A 15,918-nucleotide genomic window follows, 5' to 3' on the forward strand; every position below is an offset into this window, starting at 1 on the left:
GGTATCAGTGGTAGGGGAGCGTTCTAAGTGCTGTGAAGTCAGATCGTAAGGACTGGTGGAGCGCTTAGAAGTGAGAATGCCGGTATGAGTAGCGAAAGACGGGTGAGAATCCCGTCCACCGAATGCCTAAGGTTTCCTGAGGAAGGCTCGTCCGCTCAGGGTTAGTCAGGACCTAAGCCGAGGCCGACAGGCGTAGGCGATGGACAACAGGTTGATATTCCTGTACCACCTCTTTATCGTTTGAGCAATGGAGGGACGCAGAAGGATAGAAGAAGCGTGCGATTGGTTGTGCACGTCCAAGCAGTTAGGCTGGTAAGTAGGCAAATCCGCTTACCGCAAAGGCTGAGCTGTGATGGGGAAGCTCCTTATGGAGCGAAGTCTTTGATTCCCCGCTGCCAAGAAAAGCTTCTAGCGAGATAAAAGGTGCCTGTACCGCAAACCGACACAGGTAGGCGAGGAGAGAATCCTAAGGTGTGCGAGAGAACTCTGGTTAAGGAACTCGGCAAAATGACCCCGTAACTTCGGGAGAAGGGGTGCTTTCTTAACGGAAAGCCGCAGTGAATAGGCCCAAGCGACTGTTTAGCAAAAACACAGGTCTCTGCGAAGCCGTAAGGCGAAGTATAGGGGCTGACACCTGCCCGGTGCTGGAAGGTTAAGGAGAGGGGTTAGCGCAAGCGAAGCTCTGAACTGAAGCCCCAGTAAACGGCGGCCGTAACTATAACGGTCCTAAGGTAGCGAAATTCCTTGTCGGGTAAGTTCCGACCCGCACGAAAGGTGTAACGATTTGGGCACTGTCTCAACCAGAGACTCGGTGAAATTATAGTACCTGTGAAGATGCAGGTTACCCGCGACAGGACGGAAAGACCCCGTGGAGCTTTACTGTAGCCTGATATTGAATTTTGGTACAGCTTGTACAGGATAGGCGGGAGCCTTTGAAGCCGGAGCGCTAGCTTCGGTGGAGGCGCTGGTGGGATACCGCCCTGGCTGTATTGAAATTCTAACCTACGGGTCTTATCGACCCGGGAGACAGTGTCAGGTGGGCAGTTTGACTGGGGCGGTCGCCTCCTAAAAAGTAACGGAGGCGCCCAAAGGTTCCCTCAGAATGGTTGGAAATCATTCGTAGAGTGCAAAGGCATAAGGGAGCTTGACTGCGAGACCTACAAGTCGAGCAGGGACGAAAGTCGGGCTTAGTGATCCGGTGGTTCCGCATGGAAGGGCCATCGCTCAACGGATAAAAGCTACCCCGGGGATAACAGGCTTATCTCCCCCAAGAGTCCACATCGACGGGGAGGTTTGGCACCTCGATGTCGGCTCATCGCATCCTGGGGCTGTAGTCGGTCCCAAGGGTTGGGCTGTTCGCCCATTAAAGCGGTACGCGAGCTGGGTTCAGAACGTCGTGAGACAGTTCGGTCCCTATCCGTCGTGGGCGTAGGAAATTTGAGAGGAGCTGTCCTTAGTACGAGAGGACCGGGATGGACGCACCGCTGGTGTACCAGTTGTTCTGCCAAGGGCATAGCTGGGTAGCTATGTGCGGAAGGGATAAGTGCTGAAAGCATCTAAGCATGAAGCCCCCCTCAAGATGAGATTTCCCATAGCGTAAGCTAGTAAGATCCCTGAAAGATGATCAGGTTGATAGGTTCGAGGTGGAAGCATGGTGACATGTGGAGCTGACGAATACTAATAGATCGAGGACTTAACCATATAATATGAAGCAAATGTTATCTAGTTTTGAAGGAATATACCTTCATAAGTCTGGTAATGATGGCAGAGAGGTCACACCCGTTCCCATACCGAACACGGAAGTTAAGCTCTCTAGCGCCGATGGTAGTTGGGACTTTGTCCCTGTGAGAGTAGGACGTTGCCAGGCAAACGAAAGACGAGTCATTGAACTCGTCTTTTTTTGTGTTCTTTTTTATATAGGAAACTTTATATTCTTTATTCATAAAATAAAGAACGGTTGATTAAATGAGAGAAAATATGGATAGGATAGAGAGGGAAGCAAAAGAGTTGCAAAATTTTTTAATACGTATATAATTAAAGTCAAAGATAGTCAAAGTCAATAAAGGTGGAGGATAAATGAGAAATATATCTGATATTATTGAACAATATCTAAAGCAAGTTATTGACTTAAGTAATAATGATGCAATTGAAATTAAAAGAAATGAAATTGCTGATAAGTTTGATTGTGTGCCATCTCAAATTAACTACGTTATTAATACTCGTTTTACTCTAGAAAGAGGATTCATAGTAGAAAGTAAACGAGGTGGCGGAGGTTATATTCGCATTATAAAGGTCAAATTGCATGATGATATAGACATTATTAACCAAATGTTACAAATGATTCAGTATAGCATTACTCAATCAAGCGCTGAGAGTATAATAAGGCGTTTAGCAGAAGAAGGTATTGTTACCAGTAGGGAAGCAAAGCTTATGTTTAGTGTGTTAGATCGATCTGTTTTACTAACAGATTTACCATTTCGAGATGAATTACGAGCACGTATGCTTCGAGCGATGCTTAGAACATTGAAGTATAAGTAAAGTGAAACTTCCCTTAGGAATGCTTTGTCTCTTAAGGATTAATTGAACGAATAAGATTGTAAATTAATAATTCTTTCCTATTGTAAAGGTGGGGAATACGTTGATTTGTCAAAACTGTAGTTCACGATCAGCAACGCTGCATTTTACAAAAGCAATCAATGGAAAAAAGACGGAGATTCATCTTTGCGAGCAATGTGCCCAAGAAAATGGATATACGTCTTTCTTTCAATCAAATAAGTCTAATAAGCCTAGTTTGTCATTTCATAATTTATTAGCAGGGCTGCTACATGTTGAGCAACCTGCATCTGAGAAAGAAACAAATAATGTTTCGAATGTGCAGCCGTTGCAATGTCCGAAATGTAATATGACATATCCACAATTTGCAAAGGTCGGAAGGTTTGGTTGTTCGTCTTGTTATGAAACATTTAAAGAACAATTACAACCAATGCTAAAACGGCTTCATGGTGGGCATACAAAGCATCACGGAAAAATTCCTAACCGTATAGGAGGAAATATTCATCTAAAAAAAGAATTAGATGAGTTAAAACTAAAATTGCAGGAGTGCATACAACAAGAAGAGTTTGAGCAGGCTGCTGAAGTACGAGATAAAATTCGCAGCATAGAAAGTCAGCTTCGTGAGCATAGAGAGGGGGAATAATTCTATGTCACTCGATCGTATTATGAACGAAGCAATTAGTCCATGGATGAGGGAAGACGGTCCTGATTCCGATATTGTTTTAAGCAGTCGTGTTCGATTGGCTCGGAATTTACGAGACTATCAGTTCCCGACTATGTTAACAAATAAGGAAGCGGAGCAAATGATTCATGTATTTCAAGAAAAATTTGCTAATCAAGCAGTTGCACCTTTCGGGGTACTTGAACTTTTACAAATGAATAGGATTGAACCTTTGCAGCGCAGAGTATTAGTAGAAAAGCACCTTGTAAGTCCGGATTTAGTGGGAACAGAATATGGTGCTTGTTTATTATCTGAGAATGAACAAGTAAGTATTATGCTTAATGAGGAAGATCATATTCGGATTCAATGTTTATTTCCGGGATTACAATTATCAGAAGCGTTGCATAGTGCAAATCGAATTGATGATTGGATAGAAAATCAGGTTGAATATGCATTTGATGAACAAGTTGGTTATATAACGAGCTGTCCTTCAAATATAGGAACAGGTTTACGAGCCTCAGTGATGATACATTTGCCAGCTCTCGTTTTAACAGGACAAATGAACCGTATCGTTCAAGCAATTAATCAACTTGGTTTAGTTGTGAGAGGGATATATGGTGAAGGTAGCGAAGTGTTAGGGAATATATTTCAACTTTCTAATCAAATGACATTGGGAAAACCTGAAGAAGATATTGTAGAAGATTTAAAGAGTGTTGTTCAGCAACTCATTCAACAAGAACGAACAGCAAGAGAATCAATTATGAAAAATTCAAGTATTGAGCTTGAAGATAAGGTGTATCGTTCTTATGGTGTATTAGCGAATAGCCGTTTAATTGAATCTGCTGAGGCAGCAACGTGTTTATCGGATGTTCGACTTGGTATTGATCTTGGTTATATCGAAAATATATCTAGGAATATTTTAACGGAGTTAATGGTACTTACACAGCCTGGAATCTTGCAGCAATATGCTGGAGGCCCCTTACAACCTGATGAAAGAGATTATCGCAGAGCAGCACTTATTCGTGAAAGATTACGAATTGAACAAAATCGAGCGAAGTAGGAGTGTGATTCATATGATGTTTGGAAGATTTACAGAGCGAGCACAAAAGGTATTAGCGTTATCCCAAGAAGAAGCAATTCGTATTGGCCATAATAATATCGGCACGGAGCATATTTTACTCGGCCTTGTACGCGAAGGAGAAGGGATTGCTGCAAAAGCATTGGTCGCACTTGGATTAAGCCCAGAGAAAGTTCAAAAAGAAGTAGAAGCACTAATTGGGCGCGGCACGGAGATGTCCCAAACGGTTCACTACACACCGCGTGCAAAAAAAGTAATAGAGTTATCAATGGATGAAGCGCGTAAACTTGGTCATTCTTACGTGGGAACAGAGCATATTTTACTTGGGCTTATTCGTGAAGGAGAAGGCGTTGCGGCCCGTGTTTTAAATAATTTAGGTGTAAGTTTAAATAAAGCGCGTCAACAAGTACTGCAGCTTCTTGGTAGTAACGAGACGGCTTCGGGTCATCAAGGTGGTGGTTCGGCTAATGCAAATACACCGACGCTTGATAGTTTAGCTCGCGATTTAACAGCTGTAGCACGTGAAGGGCGTTTAGATCCAGTAATTGGTCGTAGCAAAGAGATTCAACGTGTAATTGAAGTATTAAGTAGAAGAACAAAAAATAATCCTGTGTTAATTGGAGAACCTGGTGTTGGTAAAACAGCAATTGCTGAAGGGCTAGCACAACAAATTGTAAACAACGAAGTTCCAGAGACTTTACGCGATAAGCGTGTTATGACATTAGATATGGGGACTGTAGTTGCTGGTACGAAATATCGCGGTGAATTTGAAGACCGTTTAAAGAAAGTCATGGATGAAATTCGTCAAGCTGCTAATATTATTTTATTCATTGATGAGCTTCATACATTAATTGGTGCGGGAGGTGCAGAAGGGGCGATTGACGCATCGAATATTTTAAAGCCATCATTAGCGCGCGGGGAACTACAATGTATTGGGGCGACAACGCTAGATGAGTATCGTAAATATATTGAAAAAGATGCGGCATTAGAGCGACGTTTTCAACCGATTCACGTTGATGAACCAAGCTTAGAAGAATCGATTCAAATTTTAAAAGGATTACGTGACCGTTATGAAGCACATCACCGTGTTTCTATCTCAGACGATGCAATTGACGCCGCTGTAAAATTATCTGATCGTTACATTACGGATCGTTTCTTACCTGATAAAGCGATTGACTTAATTGATGAAGCAGCTTCAAAAGTTCGTTTACGTTCTTATACAACACCACCAAACTTAAAAGAACTTGAATCGAAGCTAGAAGAAGTAAGAAAAGAAAAAGATGCGGCAGTACAAAGTCAAGAATTTGAGAAAGCAGCTTCTTTGCGTGATATGGAACAGCGCCTACGTGAAAAATTAGAAGATACGAAGCGTCAATGGAAAGAGCAACAAGGTAAAGAGAATTCGGAAGTAACAGTAGAGGATATTGCAAATGTTGTTTCAACGTGGACGCGTATTCCGGTTTCTAAGCTAGCTCAAACAGAAACAGACAAACTATTGAACTTAGAAAATATTTTACATGATCGTTTAATTGGGCAAGATGAAGCGGTTGTTGCGGTTGCAAAAGCAGTGCGCCGCGCAAGAGCAGGTTTAAAAGATCCAAAACGTCCAATCGGTTCTTTTATTTTCTTAGGACCAACTGGTGTTGGTAAAACGGAACTTGCACGCGCATTAGCGGAATCTATGTTTGGTGACGAAGATGCAATGATTCGTATTGATATGTCGGAGTACATGGAGAAACATTCTACTTCTCGTTTAGTTGGTTCTCCTCCAGGATATGTTGGATATGAAGAAGGTGGCCAGTTAACAGAAAAGGTCCGTCGCAAACCGTACTCCGTTGTCTTACTTGACGAGGTGGAAAAGGCACATCCAGATGTATTCAATATTTTACTGCAAGTGCTAGAAGATGGTCGTTTAACAGATTCAAAAGGTCGTACAGTTGATTTCCGTAATACAATTGTTATTATGACTTCTAACGTAGGTGCAGATGCATTAAAACGAAACAAACATCTTGGATTTAATGTACAAGATGAAAGTCGTGATTATGCAGATATGAAGGGTAAAGTAATGGATGAGTTGAAAAAAGCATTCCGCCCTGAGTTTTTAAACCGTATTGACGAAATTATTGTTTTCCATACATTAGAGAAGAAACATATTAAAGAAATTGTTACACTTATGGTAGAACTGTTGGTTAAACGTTTAAAAGAACAAGACATTGAGTTAGAGTTAACGGATGCAGCAATTGAAGCGATTGCGGATAAAGGATTTGACCCAGAGTATGGTGCTCGTCCACTACGCCGTGCAATTCAAAAACATGTAGAAGATCGATTATCAGAGGAACTTCTTAAAGGGGTTATTGAGAAAGGTCAAAAAGTTGTTTTTGATGCAGAAGGAGAATCATTTGTCATTCGTAGTGCAGAAAAGGTAAAATAAGTATAGACAAACAAAGGGGGGGGCTAAACAATAGCCCTCTTTCTTGTACAAAAAAGAAATATTTTTGTTTCATATGAAAGCGAAGTGAAGTGTAAAAAACGATGGCTAAAAAGAAAACGAAATTTACATGTCAAGAATGTGGTTATCAGTCACCAAAGTATATGGGAAAGTGTCCGGGGTGCGGACAATGGAATACACTAGTGGAAGAGATGGAACCAGTTGTATCATCACGCCGCCTGAACTATGCAAGTGCAATCCAAACTGAATTAACGAAGCCTCGCCGCCTGAAAGAAGTGGAAACGAAAACAGAGGCGCGTATTGAAACGAGTTTTCAAGAATTTAACCGGGTGCTTGGTGGTGGAATTGTAGATGGCTCTCTCGTGCTCATAGGGGGAGATCCTGGTATTGGGAAATCAACATTATTATTGCAAATATCATCACAACTAGCAGATCGTGCTTATGATGTTTTATACATATCAGGTGAGGAATCTGCAAAACAAATTAAACTTAGAGCAGATCGTCTTCATGTAAATGGAGATAATTTATTTGTTGTATCAGAAACAGATTTACAACGAATCGCAGCATATATAGATGAAATGAATCCATCATTTGTAGTAATTGATTCTATTCAAACCATTCATTTACCGGAAGTAACTTCAGCGCCAGGAAGCGTAGCGCAAGTACGTGAATGTACAGCAGAACTTATGAAGCTTGCAAAAACGAAAGGAATCCCTATTTTTATTGTAGGGCATGTAACGAAAGAAGGAGCTATAGCTGGTCCACGTATGTTAGAGCATATGGTGGATGCTGTTCTTTATTTTGAAGGAGATCGTCATCATACATATCGAATTTTACGAGCGGTAAAAAACCGTTTTGGTTCAACCAATGAGATGGGGATTTTTGAAATGAAGGAGCTTGGCCTTTCAGAGGTATTGAATCCTTCTGAAATTTTTCTAGAAGAAAGACCTGTGGGTGCTGCTGGTTCAACGGTTGTTGCTTCTATGGAAGGAACAAGGCCTGTTCTAGTAGAAATACAAGCATTAATTTCCCCTACAAGTTTTGGGAATCCAAGAAGAATGGCAACAGGAATTGACCATAACCGTGTTTCTCTTATTATGGCGGTACTAGAAAAAAGAGCAGGGTTATTGCTCCAGAACCAAGATGCTTATTTAAAAGTTGCTGGGGGAATTAAATTAGATGAACCAGCAGTTGATTTGGCAGTTGCTTTAAGTATCGCATCAAGTTTTCGCGATAAACCGACTTTTCCGGGTGATGCAGTCATTGGTGAAGTTGGTTTAACGGGAGAAGTTCGCCGTGTTTCTCGTATCGAACAGCGTGTACAAGAAGCAGCAAAATTAGGATTTCAGCGTGTTATTATCCCAAGGAAAAATTTGGGTGGATGGACGATTCCAGAAGGTATTGAAGTAGTTGGAGTATCGAATATAGGAGAGGCTCTTCGATTTGCACTAGGAGGATAAGATATGGAAGAAAACAAGCAACGTTCCAAAAGTATTATTAATATTTTGCAGCTTGTTGCACCGGGGACACCGCTAAGAGAAGGAATTGATAATGTGCTCCGTGCGCAAACAGGTGGCCTTATTGTACTCGGATACAACGAGCAAATTAAAAGTATTGTTGATGGAGGATTTCATATTAATTGTGCTTTTTCTCCTGCTAGTCTATACGAACTAGCAAAAATGGATGGTGCTCTTATTTTAAATGAAACAGGAAGTAAAATTTTAATCGCTAATGGACAGTTGGTTCCTGATTCATCTATCGACTCTATTGAAACAGGTATGCGCCACCGAACAGCAGAGCGAGTGGCGAAGCAAACGGGTAGTCTTGTTGTTGCTATTTCACAAAGGCGAAATGTAATTACGTTATATCAAGGAAACTTACGTTATACATTAAAAGATATTGGGGTTATTTTAACAAAGGCAAACCAAGCGATTCAAACATTAGAAAAATATAAAGCTGTATGGAATGAGGGTATAACGAACCTTGGTATTTTAGAGTTTGAAGAAGTGGTTACAATGTCTGAAGTTGTGCATGTACTACATAGTGTTGAAATGATGCTACGGATTAAAAATGAAATCTACAGTTACATTCATGAATTAGGAACAGAAGGAAGACTTATTCGTTTACAATTGACAGAAGTGCTTGCTGACGTGGAAGCGGAGGCTGCACTATTAATTAAAGACTACTATCATGAAAAAACACAAGAGCACTATCAAGTTTTAAAAAAATTACAAGAGCTTGCAAATGCACAACTTCTAGAAGATAGCGATTTAGTGAAATTACTTGGATATTCCGGACAAATGAAATTAGAAGAAAGCATTACACCAAGAGGTTATCGGATCGCGAGTAAAATTTCTAGAGTTCCGCCTCTTATTATTGAGAACTTAATTAATCGTTTTAAGAACTTACAAGGAATTTGCCGTGCAACAATTGCTGATTTGGATGATGTGGAAGGAATTGGAGAAGTACGGGCGAAAAAGATACGAGAGGGTTTAAAACGAATTCAAGAACACTTGTATATGAGCAGGCACAATTAAGAATATTACATTGATTTCACAATATAGCGACACTCAAAGATTTTTCATATATGATATGATATATTGGTAAATAAAACAAATTATAAAAAAACACGTCCACTTTTGCACTCGACGTTTTGAGTGACGAAGTAATGGTTAATAATGAGTAGGAGGTGGTTGAATGTTAAAACGAATCGTACAGCTTTTCTTTTTAGTTATTGGAGGAGCATTGGGAATTTTTCTTATTCCAAAAGTAATCGATATGTTGGATATAGGTGCAGTTCCTTGGCTTGAAGGTTCTTATATTCGTGCAATTATTGGTGCAATCATTTTATTTTTAACAACATTTTGGCTTGTAGATTATATTGTTCAGCTTATTAAACATATTGAGGAAGCGCTTGTAAAAGCACCTGTTACAGATGTGTTATTTGGAACATTAGGATTAATCTCAGGACTAATTGTTGCGTATTTGATCTTGATTCCGATTCGCGAATTTACCATTCAAGTCATTAGTACAGTATTGCAAATCTTTTTCACGCTATTACTTGGTTACTTAGGGTTCCAAGTAGGGTTTAAAAAGAGGAATGAATTGTTAGGATTGTTTACATTGCCGCAACGCGGAGGAAAGAAAAAAAATACGAACAATGAAAATGAGGAAGTAGAAACGTTAACTTCTAGATGGAAAATATTGGATACTAGTGTTATTATTGATGGGCGTATTGCGGATATTTGCCAAACAAAATTTTTGGAAGGCACAATTGTCATTCCGCAATTTGTGTTAGAAGAACTACAGCATATTGCTGATTCTTCGGATGCATTAAAGCGTAATCGCGGGCGAAGAGGTTTGGATATTTTAAATCGTATTCAAAAAGAGTTATCTATTCCAGTAGAGATTTATGAAGGTGATTTTGAAGATATTCAAGAAGTCGATAGTAAGCTTGTGAAGTTAGCGAAGTTAACAGGTGGCACTGTTGTTACGAATGATTTTAACTTAAATAAAGTTTCCGAATTGCAAGGTGTGACAGTTTTAAACATTAATGACTTAGCAAATGCCATTAAGCCTGTTGTACTTCCAGGTGAAGAGTTAAGCGTATACGTTGTGAAGGATGGAAAAGAGCAGAATCAAGGTGTTGCTTATTTGGACGACGGTACAATGATCGTAGTCGAAGATGGTAGAGAGCATGTTGGTTCCCAACTTGATGTACTTGTTACAAGTGTACTGCAAACATCTGCGGGCCGTATGATCTTTGCTAAGCGTAAGTTGTTAGAGAAAGCGTTATAAGTAGAGGATTGCGATGATATATACATTAATTATTCCTGCAGCAGGACAAGGTAAGCGTATGGGAGCGGATAAAAATAAATTATTTTTACAAATAGATTCTGTTCCCATTATCATTCATACATTACGAGCCTTTGAAAAAGATGAACAATGTAAACAGATTATTTTAGCGATTAATGAGGGAGAGCGTTCTTACTTTGAAGAACTTCTCCAAACTTATCATATTCAAAAAGACATCCAACTTATCCAAGGTGGAAGTGAGCGCCAGGATAGTGTATACAATGCTCTTATGTATGTAAGAGATGTAGAGTATGTACTTGTCCACGACGGGGCGCGTCCATTTGTAACGAAAAAGATGATTGAAGATGTATTGCAAATGGCTAAAGAAAAAGGTGCGTCCATTTGTGCGGTACCTGTGAAAGATACAATTAAAAAAGTGACGCATGATACTGTGGTTGAAACAGTAGAACGTTCTCATTTGCGAGCAGTTCAAACGCCGCAAGGATTTCATGTTCCCATTCTGTTAGAGGCACATGAGAGTGCAAAACAAGCGAGCTTTCTCGGAACTGACGATGCTAGTTTGGTGGAACGCCTTCCTAAAGAGGTAGGAGTTGTAGGAGGAAGCTATCACAATATAAAGGTGACAACACCTGAAGATTTAGTGATTGCTGAAAGCTTTCTAAGAGTTTTGAAAATACAATAGCAATGTTATAATAGAAAAGCTCGGTAGCTACCGAGCTTTTCTATATATAGGGCAGAAACTTCAACAGGCGGAGCTTTTATATGTCCGTAAGAATGATATAAAGTTTACTAGTGTAGTTTGAGGAGGAATTGGAAATGTTTCGAATTGGACAAGGTTTTGATGTACATGCATTTGCAGAAGGAAGACCATTAATTATTGGTGGTATTACAATTCCATATGAAAAAGGATTACTTGGGCACTCTGATGCGGATGTCCTTTTACATACTATTGCTGATGCTTGTTTAGGTGCAATTGCTGCTGGTGACATCGGTAAGCACTTTCCAGATACAGATCCTGCATTTAAAGATGCGGATTCAGCTGTGCTTTTACAGAAAGTGTGGGAGTTTGTTACAGAGCAAGGGTATGTACTCGGAAACTTAGATTGTACAATTATTGCCCAAAAACCCAAAATGGCACCGCATATTGAAAGTATGCGCAAGAGAATTAGCGAGCTGTTACAAACAGACATGGAGAATGTCAATGTAAAGGCAACGACGACAGAAAAATTAGGATTTACAGGGCGAGAAGAAGGAATTGCTTCACAGGCTATTGTATTATTACAGAAAAAATAGTCGTTTTTGATTCGTAAGATGGATAATCGTAATTTTTTGGTGTACAATTAAGGAATCTGTTGACATTAAGAATGGAAGGTGTACCAACTATGGAAAAGCAAGTGAGAGTGCGCTATGCGCCAAGTCCAACAGGACACTTACATATCGGAAATGCACGTACGGCATTATTTAACTATTTATTCGCTCGTAGTCAAAACGGTAAATTTATTATCCGTATTGAAGATACAGACGTAAAGCGTAATATTGCTGGCGGCGAAGAAAGCCAATTAACGTATTTAAAATGGCTTGGCATGGACTGGGATGAAAGCATCGATGTTGGTGGTGAATATGGTCCGTACCGTCAAATGGAGCGTTTAGATATTTATAAAAAGTTATATGAAGATTTATTAGAGCGTGGCTTAGCGTATAAGTGCTATATGACAGAAGAAGAGTTAGAAGCAGAACGTGAAGGACAAATCGCTCGTGGTGAAACACCTCGTTATGCGGGTTGTCACCGTGATTTAACAGATGAGCAAGTAAAACAATTCGAGGCAGAAGGACGCATTCCAAGTATTCGTTTCCGTGTACCTGAAAACCGTGAATATGTATTTAATGATATTGTAAAAGGAGACGTATCTTTCAACTCAAACGATTTCGGCGATTTCGTTATCGTGAAGAAAGATGGCATCCCAACTTACAACTTTGCAGTAGCGGCAGATGATCATTTCATGGAAATCTCACACGTTCTTCGTGGTGATGACCATATTTCTAATACACCAAAACAAATGATGATTTACGAAGCATTTGGTTGGGACATACCACAATTTGGTCATATGACGTTAATTGTAAATGAAAGCCGTAAAAAGTTAAGTAAACGTGACGAATCTATTATTCAATTTATTGAACAATATGAAGCGCTGGGATATCTTCCAGAAGCAATCTTTAACTTTATCGCATTACTAGGTTGGTCACCAGTAGGAGAAGAAGAAATCTTCTCTAAGGATGAGTTTATTGAAATGTTTGATGCAGCTCGTTTATCGAAATCACCGGCATTATTCGATTCTCAAAAATTAAAATGGATGAACAACCAATATATGAAAAAGCAAGACTTAGATTGCGTTGTGGAATTAAGCTTACCGCACTTAGTAAAAGCTGGTCGTGTAGGTGAAAATCCAAGTGAGCAAGAACTAGCTTGGATTCGCGATGTGATTGCTTTATATCATGATCAAATGAGCTTCGGGGCTGAGATTGTTGAGCTATCTGATATGTTCTTTAAAGATCATGTGGATTATGAAGAAGAAGGACAAGAAGTATTAAAAGGCGAGCAAGTGCCAGAAGTTCTTCGCGTGTTTGCGGCAGAGCTAGAGGCATTAGAGGAAGTAGAACCTGCAGCAATTAAGGCGGCAATTAAAGCTGTTCAAAAGCAAACAGGTCAAAAAGGGAAAAATTTATTTATGCCAATTCGCGTTGCGACAACTGGCCAAACACACGGACCAGAACTTCCAAATGCAATTGCGCTTCTTGGAAAAGAAAAAGTTTTAAATCGTGTTCGTAAAGTAATTGGTTAACTTTTTACGGATTTAGAAATATAATAAGAATACTTCAAAATGAAATAAACGAAAGCGACGAGAAGGAGAAGTAGAAAATCATGCTTTTCACAGAGAAAACCACCATTTGGCTGGAAGTGGTTTAAAAGCAGATTTTTGAAGTGCCCCTTTGAGTCTTCTGCTGAACAACGAATGTATTTCGAGAAGCGTCATGATGACGCAAAGTAAGCAGAAGCGGTATACACCGTTATCATGTTTGAGTTTGAGGCTTTTTTAGGCCTAAACAGAGTGGAACCGCGCTAGTAAGGCGTCTCTGTCTATAGACAGAGACGCCTTTTTTCTATACCTACAGGTATGGGGGAGAGTTTTTGGTATAAATAGTCGGAAAAACTTTGTAAGGAAGTAGAAATTAAAAACCTTATTGGTTCAACTCACTATTAGTGGTAAAGAGATCCACTGATGGAAGTTTCACTTTAAACAAAAAGGGGGAACAAAAATGTTTAAGAGGCTTCGGGAGGATATTGAAGTCGTCTTTGAACAGGATCCAGCAGCGAGAAGTTACATCGAAGTGATTTTAACTTACTCTGGATTGCACGCAATTTGGGCGCATCGTATTGCACATGCCTTTTATAAACGAAAGTTTTTCTTTTTTGCTCGTGTTATCTCACAAATGAGTCGTTTTTTTACGGGTATTGAAATTCATCCAGGGGCAACAATTGGTCGTAAGTTTTTTATTGATCATGGCATGGGAGTTGTAATTGGAGAAACGTGTGAAATTGGAGATAACGTGACAATTTATCAAGGTGTTACGTTAGGCGGTACGGGAAAAGAAAAAGGGAAACGTCATCCAACAATTAAAGACAATGTGTTGATTGCGACAGGTGCGAAAGTGCTTGGATCGATTACGGTTGGAGAAAATTCTAAAGTTGGTGCTGGTTCGGTTGTGTTAAAGGAAGTACCTGCACATTCTACAGTTGTAGGTATTCCTGGTCGCGTCGTGATTCAAAATGGGATAAAAGTAGGTCAAGAATTAAATCATTGTGATCTTCCGGATCCGATTTTTGATAAGTTGAAAGCAGTGGAAGAAGAGCTCGAACAATTGAAAAAACAAATGGTAGTGAAAACAGAAAGGGAGGATAAAAATGACTATTCACATTTATAATACGCTAACGCGTCAAAAAGAAGAGTTTATTCCATTAGAGGAAAATAAAGTGAAAATGTATGTATGCGGTCCTACAGTATACAACTACATCCATATTGGAAATGCAAGACCACCTATGGTATTCGACACAGTACGTCGTTATTTAGAACATAAAGGGTACGATGTACAATATGTTTCTAACTTTACTGATGTAGATGATAAATTAATTAAAGCGGCGAATGAGCTAGGAGAAGATGTTCCAACAATTGCAGATCGCTTTGTCAAAGCGTATTTTGAAGATGTAACGGCACTAGGCTGCAAACATGCGACAGTTCATCCTCGTGTAACAGAAAATATGGATATCATTATTGAGTTTATTCAGGAACTTGTGAATAAAGGATATGCATATGAATCTGAAGGGGATGTGTATTACAGAACGAAGGAATTTGAAGGATACGGTAAATTATCTCATCAACCAATTGCAGATTTGCGTCATGGTGCCCGCATTGAGATTGGTGAAAAGAAACAAGATCCGCTAGACTTCGCATTATGGAAAGCTGCTAAAGAAGGAGAAATTTTCTGGGATAGTCCATGGGGAAAAGGTCGCCCAGGTTGGCATATTGAATGCTCTGCGATGGCACGTAAATATTTAGGTGATACAATTGATATTCATGCTGGCGGTCAAGATTTAACATTCCCGCATCATGAAAATGAAATTGCGCAATCAGAAGCATTGACTGGGAAACCATTTGCACGCTATTGGATGCATAATGGATATATTAATATTAATAATGAGAAAATGTCTAAATCACTAGGTAACTTTGTCCTAGTTCACGATATTATCAAGCAGTACGATCCACAATTAATTCGTTTCTTTATGTTATCTGTACACTATCGCCATCCAATTAACTTTAGTGAAGAATTATTACAGCATACAAATAACGGATTAGAGCGCATTAAAACAGCTTATGGTAATTTAAAACATCGTATGGAAAGTAGTACTGATTTAACGGATCATAACGAGAAATGGTTAGATGAGATGAAAAAATTCCAAGCTGCATTTGAAGCAGCGATGGATGATGACTTTAATACGGCAAATGCAGTAACAGAGTTATATAACTTAGCAAATCATGCAAATCAATATTTATTAGAAGAGCATACATCAAAAACAGTGATTGCGGCGTATGTAAAACAGCTTGAAACGCTATTTGGAATTTTAGGATTAGAATTAACGAAAGAAGAATTGCTTGATGAAGAAATTGAAGCACTAATTCAAAAGCGTATTGAGGCTCGTAAAAATCGTGATTTTGCATTATCTGATCAAATTCGCGATGAATTAAAAGCGCGTAACATTATTTTAGAAGATACACCACAAGGTACAAGATGGAAAAGAGGCTAAAC

12 protein-coding genes, 2 rRNA genes and 1 other annotated feature (1 of these 15 running past the window's edge) are annotated in these 15,918 nt (G+C 39.4%); all 14 genes read left to right on the plus strand.

From position 1 onward, the window contains the following. Positions 1–1,701: ribosomal RNA gene (locus NKR74_RS00505) — 23S ribosomal RNA — on the plus strand (it extends 1,221 nt beyond the left edge of the window). A 50-nt stretch (positions 1,702–1,751) separates the two neighbouring features. Further along, positions 1,752–1,867, plus strand: a 5S ribosomal RNA gene (rrf, locus tag NKR74_RS00510). A 209-nt stretch (positions 1,868–2,076) separates the two neighbouring features. Beyond that, positions 2,077–2,538: a CtsR family transcriptional regulator gene (locus NKR74_RS00515; RefSeq protein WP_098309973.1), complete on the plus strand. Its 462-nt coding sequence runs from the start codon at positions 2,077–2,079 to the stop codon at positions 2,536–2,538. 100 nt (positions 2,539–2,638) lie between these two features. Then, entirely contained in the window at positions 2,639–3,196 is a 558-nt protein-coding gene (gene mcsA, locus NKR74_RS00520; protein ID WP_253628352.1) for a protein-arginine kinase activator protein McsA, read from the plus strand. Positions 3,197–3,200: 4 nt separating this feature from the next. After that, positions 3,201–4,274: a protein-arginine kinase McsB gene (mcsB, locus tag NKR74_RS00525; protein ID WP_253628353.1), complete on the plus strand. Its 1,074-nt coding sequence runs from the start codon at positions 3,201–3,203 to the stop codon at positions 4,272–4,274. Between the two features lie 13 nt (positions 4,275–4,287). After that, positions 4,288–6,723 (plus strand): ATP-dependent protease ATP-binding subunit ClpC, encoded by a 2,436-nt coding sequence (gene clpC, locus NKR74_RS00530; RefSeq protein ID WP_098309976.1) that lies wholly within the window; start codon positions 4,288–4,290, stop codon positions 6,721–6,723. A gap of 101 nt (positions 6,724–6,824) precedes the next feature. Beyond that, entirely contained in the window at positions 6,825–8,201 is a 1,377-nt protein-coding gene (gene radA, locus NKR74_RS00535) for a DNA repair protein RadA (protein ID WP_253628354.1), read from the plus strand. Between the two features lie 3 nt (positions 8,202–8,204). Next, complete coding sequence (gene disA, locus NKR74_RS00540) at positions 8,205–9,278, plus strand: DNA integrity scanning diadenylate cyclase DisA (RefSeq protein WP_253628355.1); 1,074 nt, start codon at positions 8,205–8,207, stop codon at positions 9,276–9,278. A 160-nt stretch (positions 9,279–9,438) separates the two neighbouring features. Then, positions 9,439–10,539, plus strand: coding sequence for a PIN/TRAM domain-containing protein (locus NKR74_RS00545; protein ID WP_253628356.1), 1,101 nt, complete (start codon positions 9,439–9,441; stop codon positions 10,537–10,539). Between the two features lie 16 nt (positions 10,540–10,555). Then, complete coding sequence (gene ispD, locus NKR74_RS00550; protein ID WP_098310025.1) at positions 10,556–11,239, plus strand: 2-C-methyl-D-erythritol 4-phosphate cytidylyltransferase; 684 nt, start codon at positions 10,556–10,558, stop codon at positions 11,237–11,239. 134 nt (positions 11,240–11,373) lie between these two features. After that, positions 11,374–11,850, plus strand: a complete 477-nt coding sequence (ispF, locus tag NKR74_RS00555) for a 2-C-methyl-D-erythritol 2,4-cyclodiphosphate synthase (RefSeq protein ID WP_098309980.1) — start codon at positions 11,374–11,376, stop codon at positions 11,848–11,850. Between the two features lie 89 nt (positions 11,851–11,939). After that, positions 11,940–13,397 carry a glutamate--tRNA ligase gene (gene gltX / locus NKR74_RS00560; RefSeq protein ID WP_253628357.1) on the plus strand — a complete coding sequence of 486 codons (1,458 nt, stop codon included), beginning with the start codon at positions 11,940–11,942 and terminating at the stop codon, positions 13,395–13,397. A gap of 48 nt (positions 13,398–13,445) precedes the next feature. Continuing rightward, positions 13,446–13,694, plus strand: a binding site (T-box leader). Between the two features lie 178 nt (positions 13,695–13,872). After that, entirely contained in the window at positions 13,873–14,538 is a 666-nt protein-coding gene (gene cysE, locus NKR74_RS00565) for a serine O-acetyltransferase (protein WP_253628358.1), read from the plus strand. Next, a complete protein-coding gene (gene cysS / locus NKR74_RS00570) occupies positions 14,519–15,916 on the plus strand; it encodes a cysteine--tRNA ligase (protein WP_253628359.1) in 1,398 nt (465 codons plus the stop codon). The genes cysE and cysS overlap by 20 nt, the downstream gene beginning before the upstream one ends. Positions 15,917–15,918: the final 2 nt, after the last annotated feature.

The organism is Bacillus sp. 3103sda1, from assembly GCF_024159135.1.
Lineage (GTDB): Bacteria > Bacillota > Bacilli > Bacillales > Bacillaceae_G > Bacillus_A > Bacillus_A rhizoplanae.

Excerpts from the sequence above, each read along its gene's own strand:
- NKR74_RS00515 (WP_098309973.1), top strand. The coding sequence starts at position 2,077 with ATGAGAAATATATCTGATATTATTGAACAATATCTAAAGCAAGTTATT.
- mcsB (WP_253628353.1), top strand. The coding sequence starts at position 3,201 with ATGTCACTCGATCGTATTATGAACGAAGCAATTAGTCCATGGATGAGG.
- clpC (WP_098309976.1), top strand. The coding sequence starts at position 4,288 with ATGATGTTTGGAAGATTTACAGAGCGAGCACAAAAGGTATTAGCGTTA.
- radA (WP_253628354.1), top strand. The coding sequence starts at position 6,825 with ATGGCTAAAAAGAAAACGAAATTTACATGTCAAGAATGTGGTTATCAG.
- disA (WP_253628355.1), top strand. The coding sequence starts at position 8,205 with ATGGAAGAAAACAAGCAACGTTCCAAAAGTATTATTAATATTTTGCAG.
- NKR74_RS00545 (WP_253628356.1), top strand. The coding sequence starts at position 9,439 with ATGTTAAAACGAATCGTACAGCTTTTCTTTTTAGTTATTGGAGGAGCA.
- ispF (WP_098309980.1), top strand. The coding sequence starts at position 11,374 with ATGTTTCGAATTGGACAAGGTTTTGATGTACATGCATTTGCAGAAGGA.
- gltX (WP_253628357.1), top strand. The coding sequence starts at position 11,940 with ATGGAAAAGCAAGTGAGAGTGCGCTATGCGCCAAGTCCAACAGGACAC.
- cysE (WP_253628358.1), top strand. The coding sequence starts at position 13,873 with ATGTTTAAGAGGCTTCGGGAGGATATTGAAGTCGTCTTTGAACAGGAT.
- cysS (WP_253628359.1), top strand. The coding sequence starts at position 14,519 with ATGACTATTCACATTTATAATACGCTAACGCGTCAAAAAGAAGAGTTT.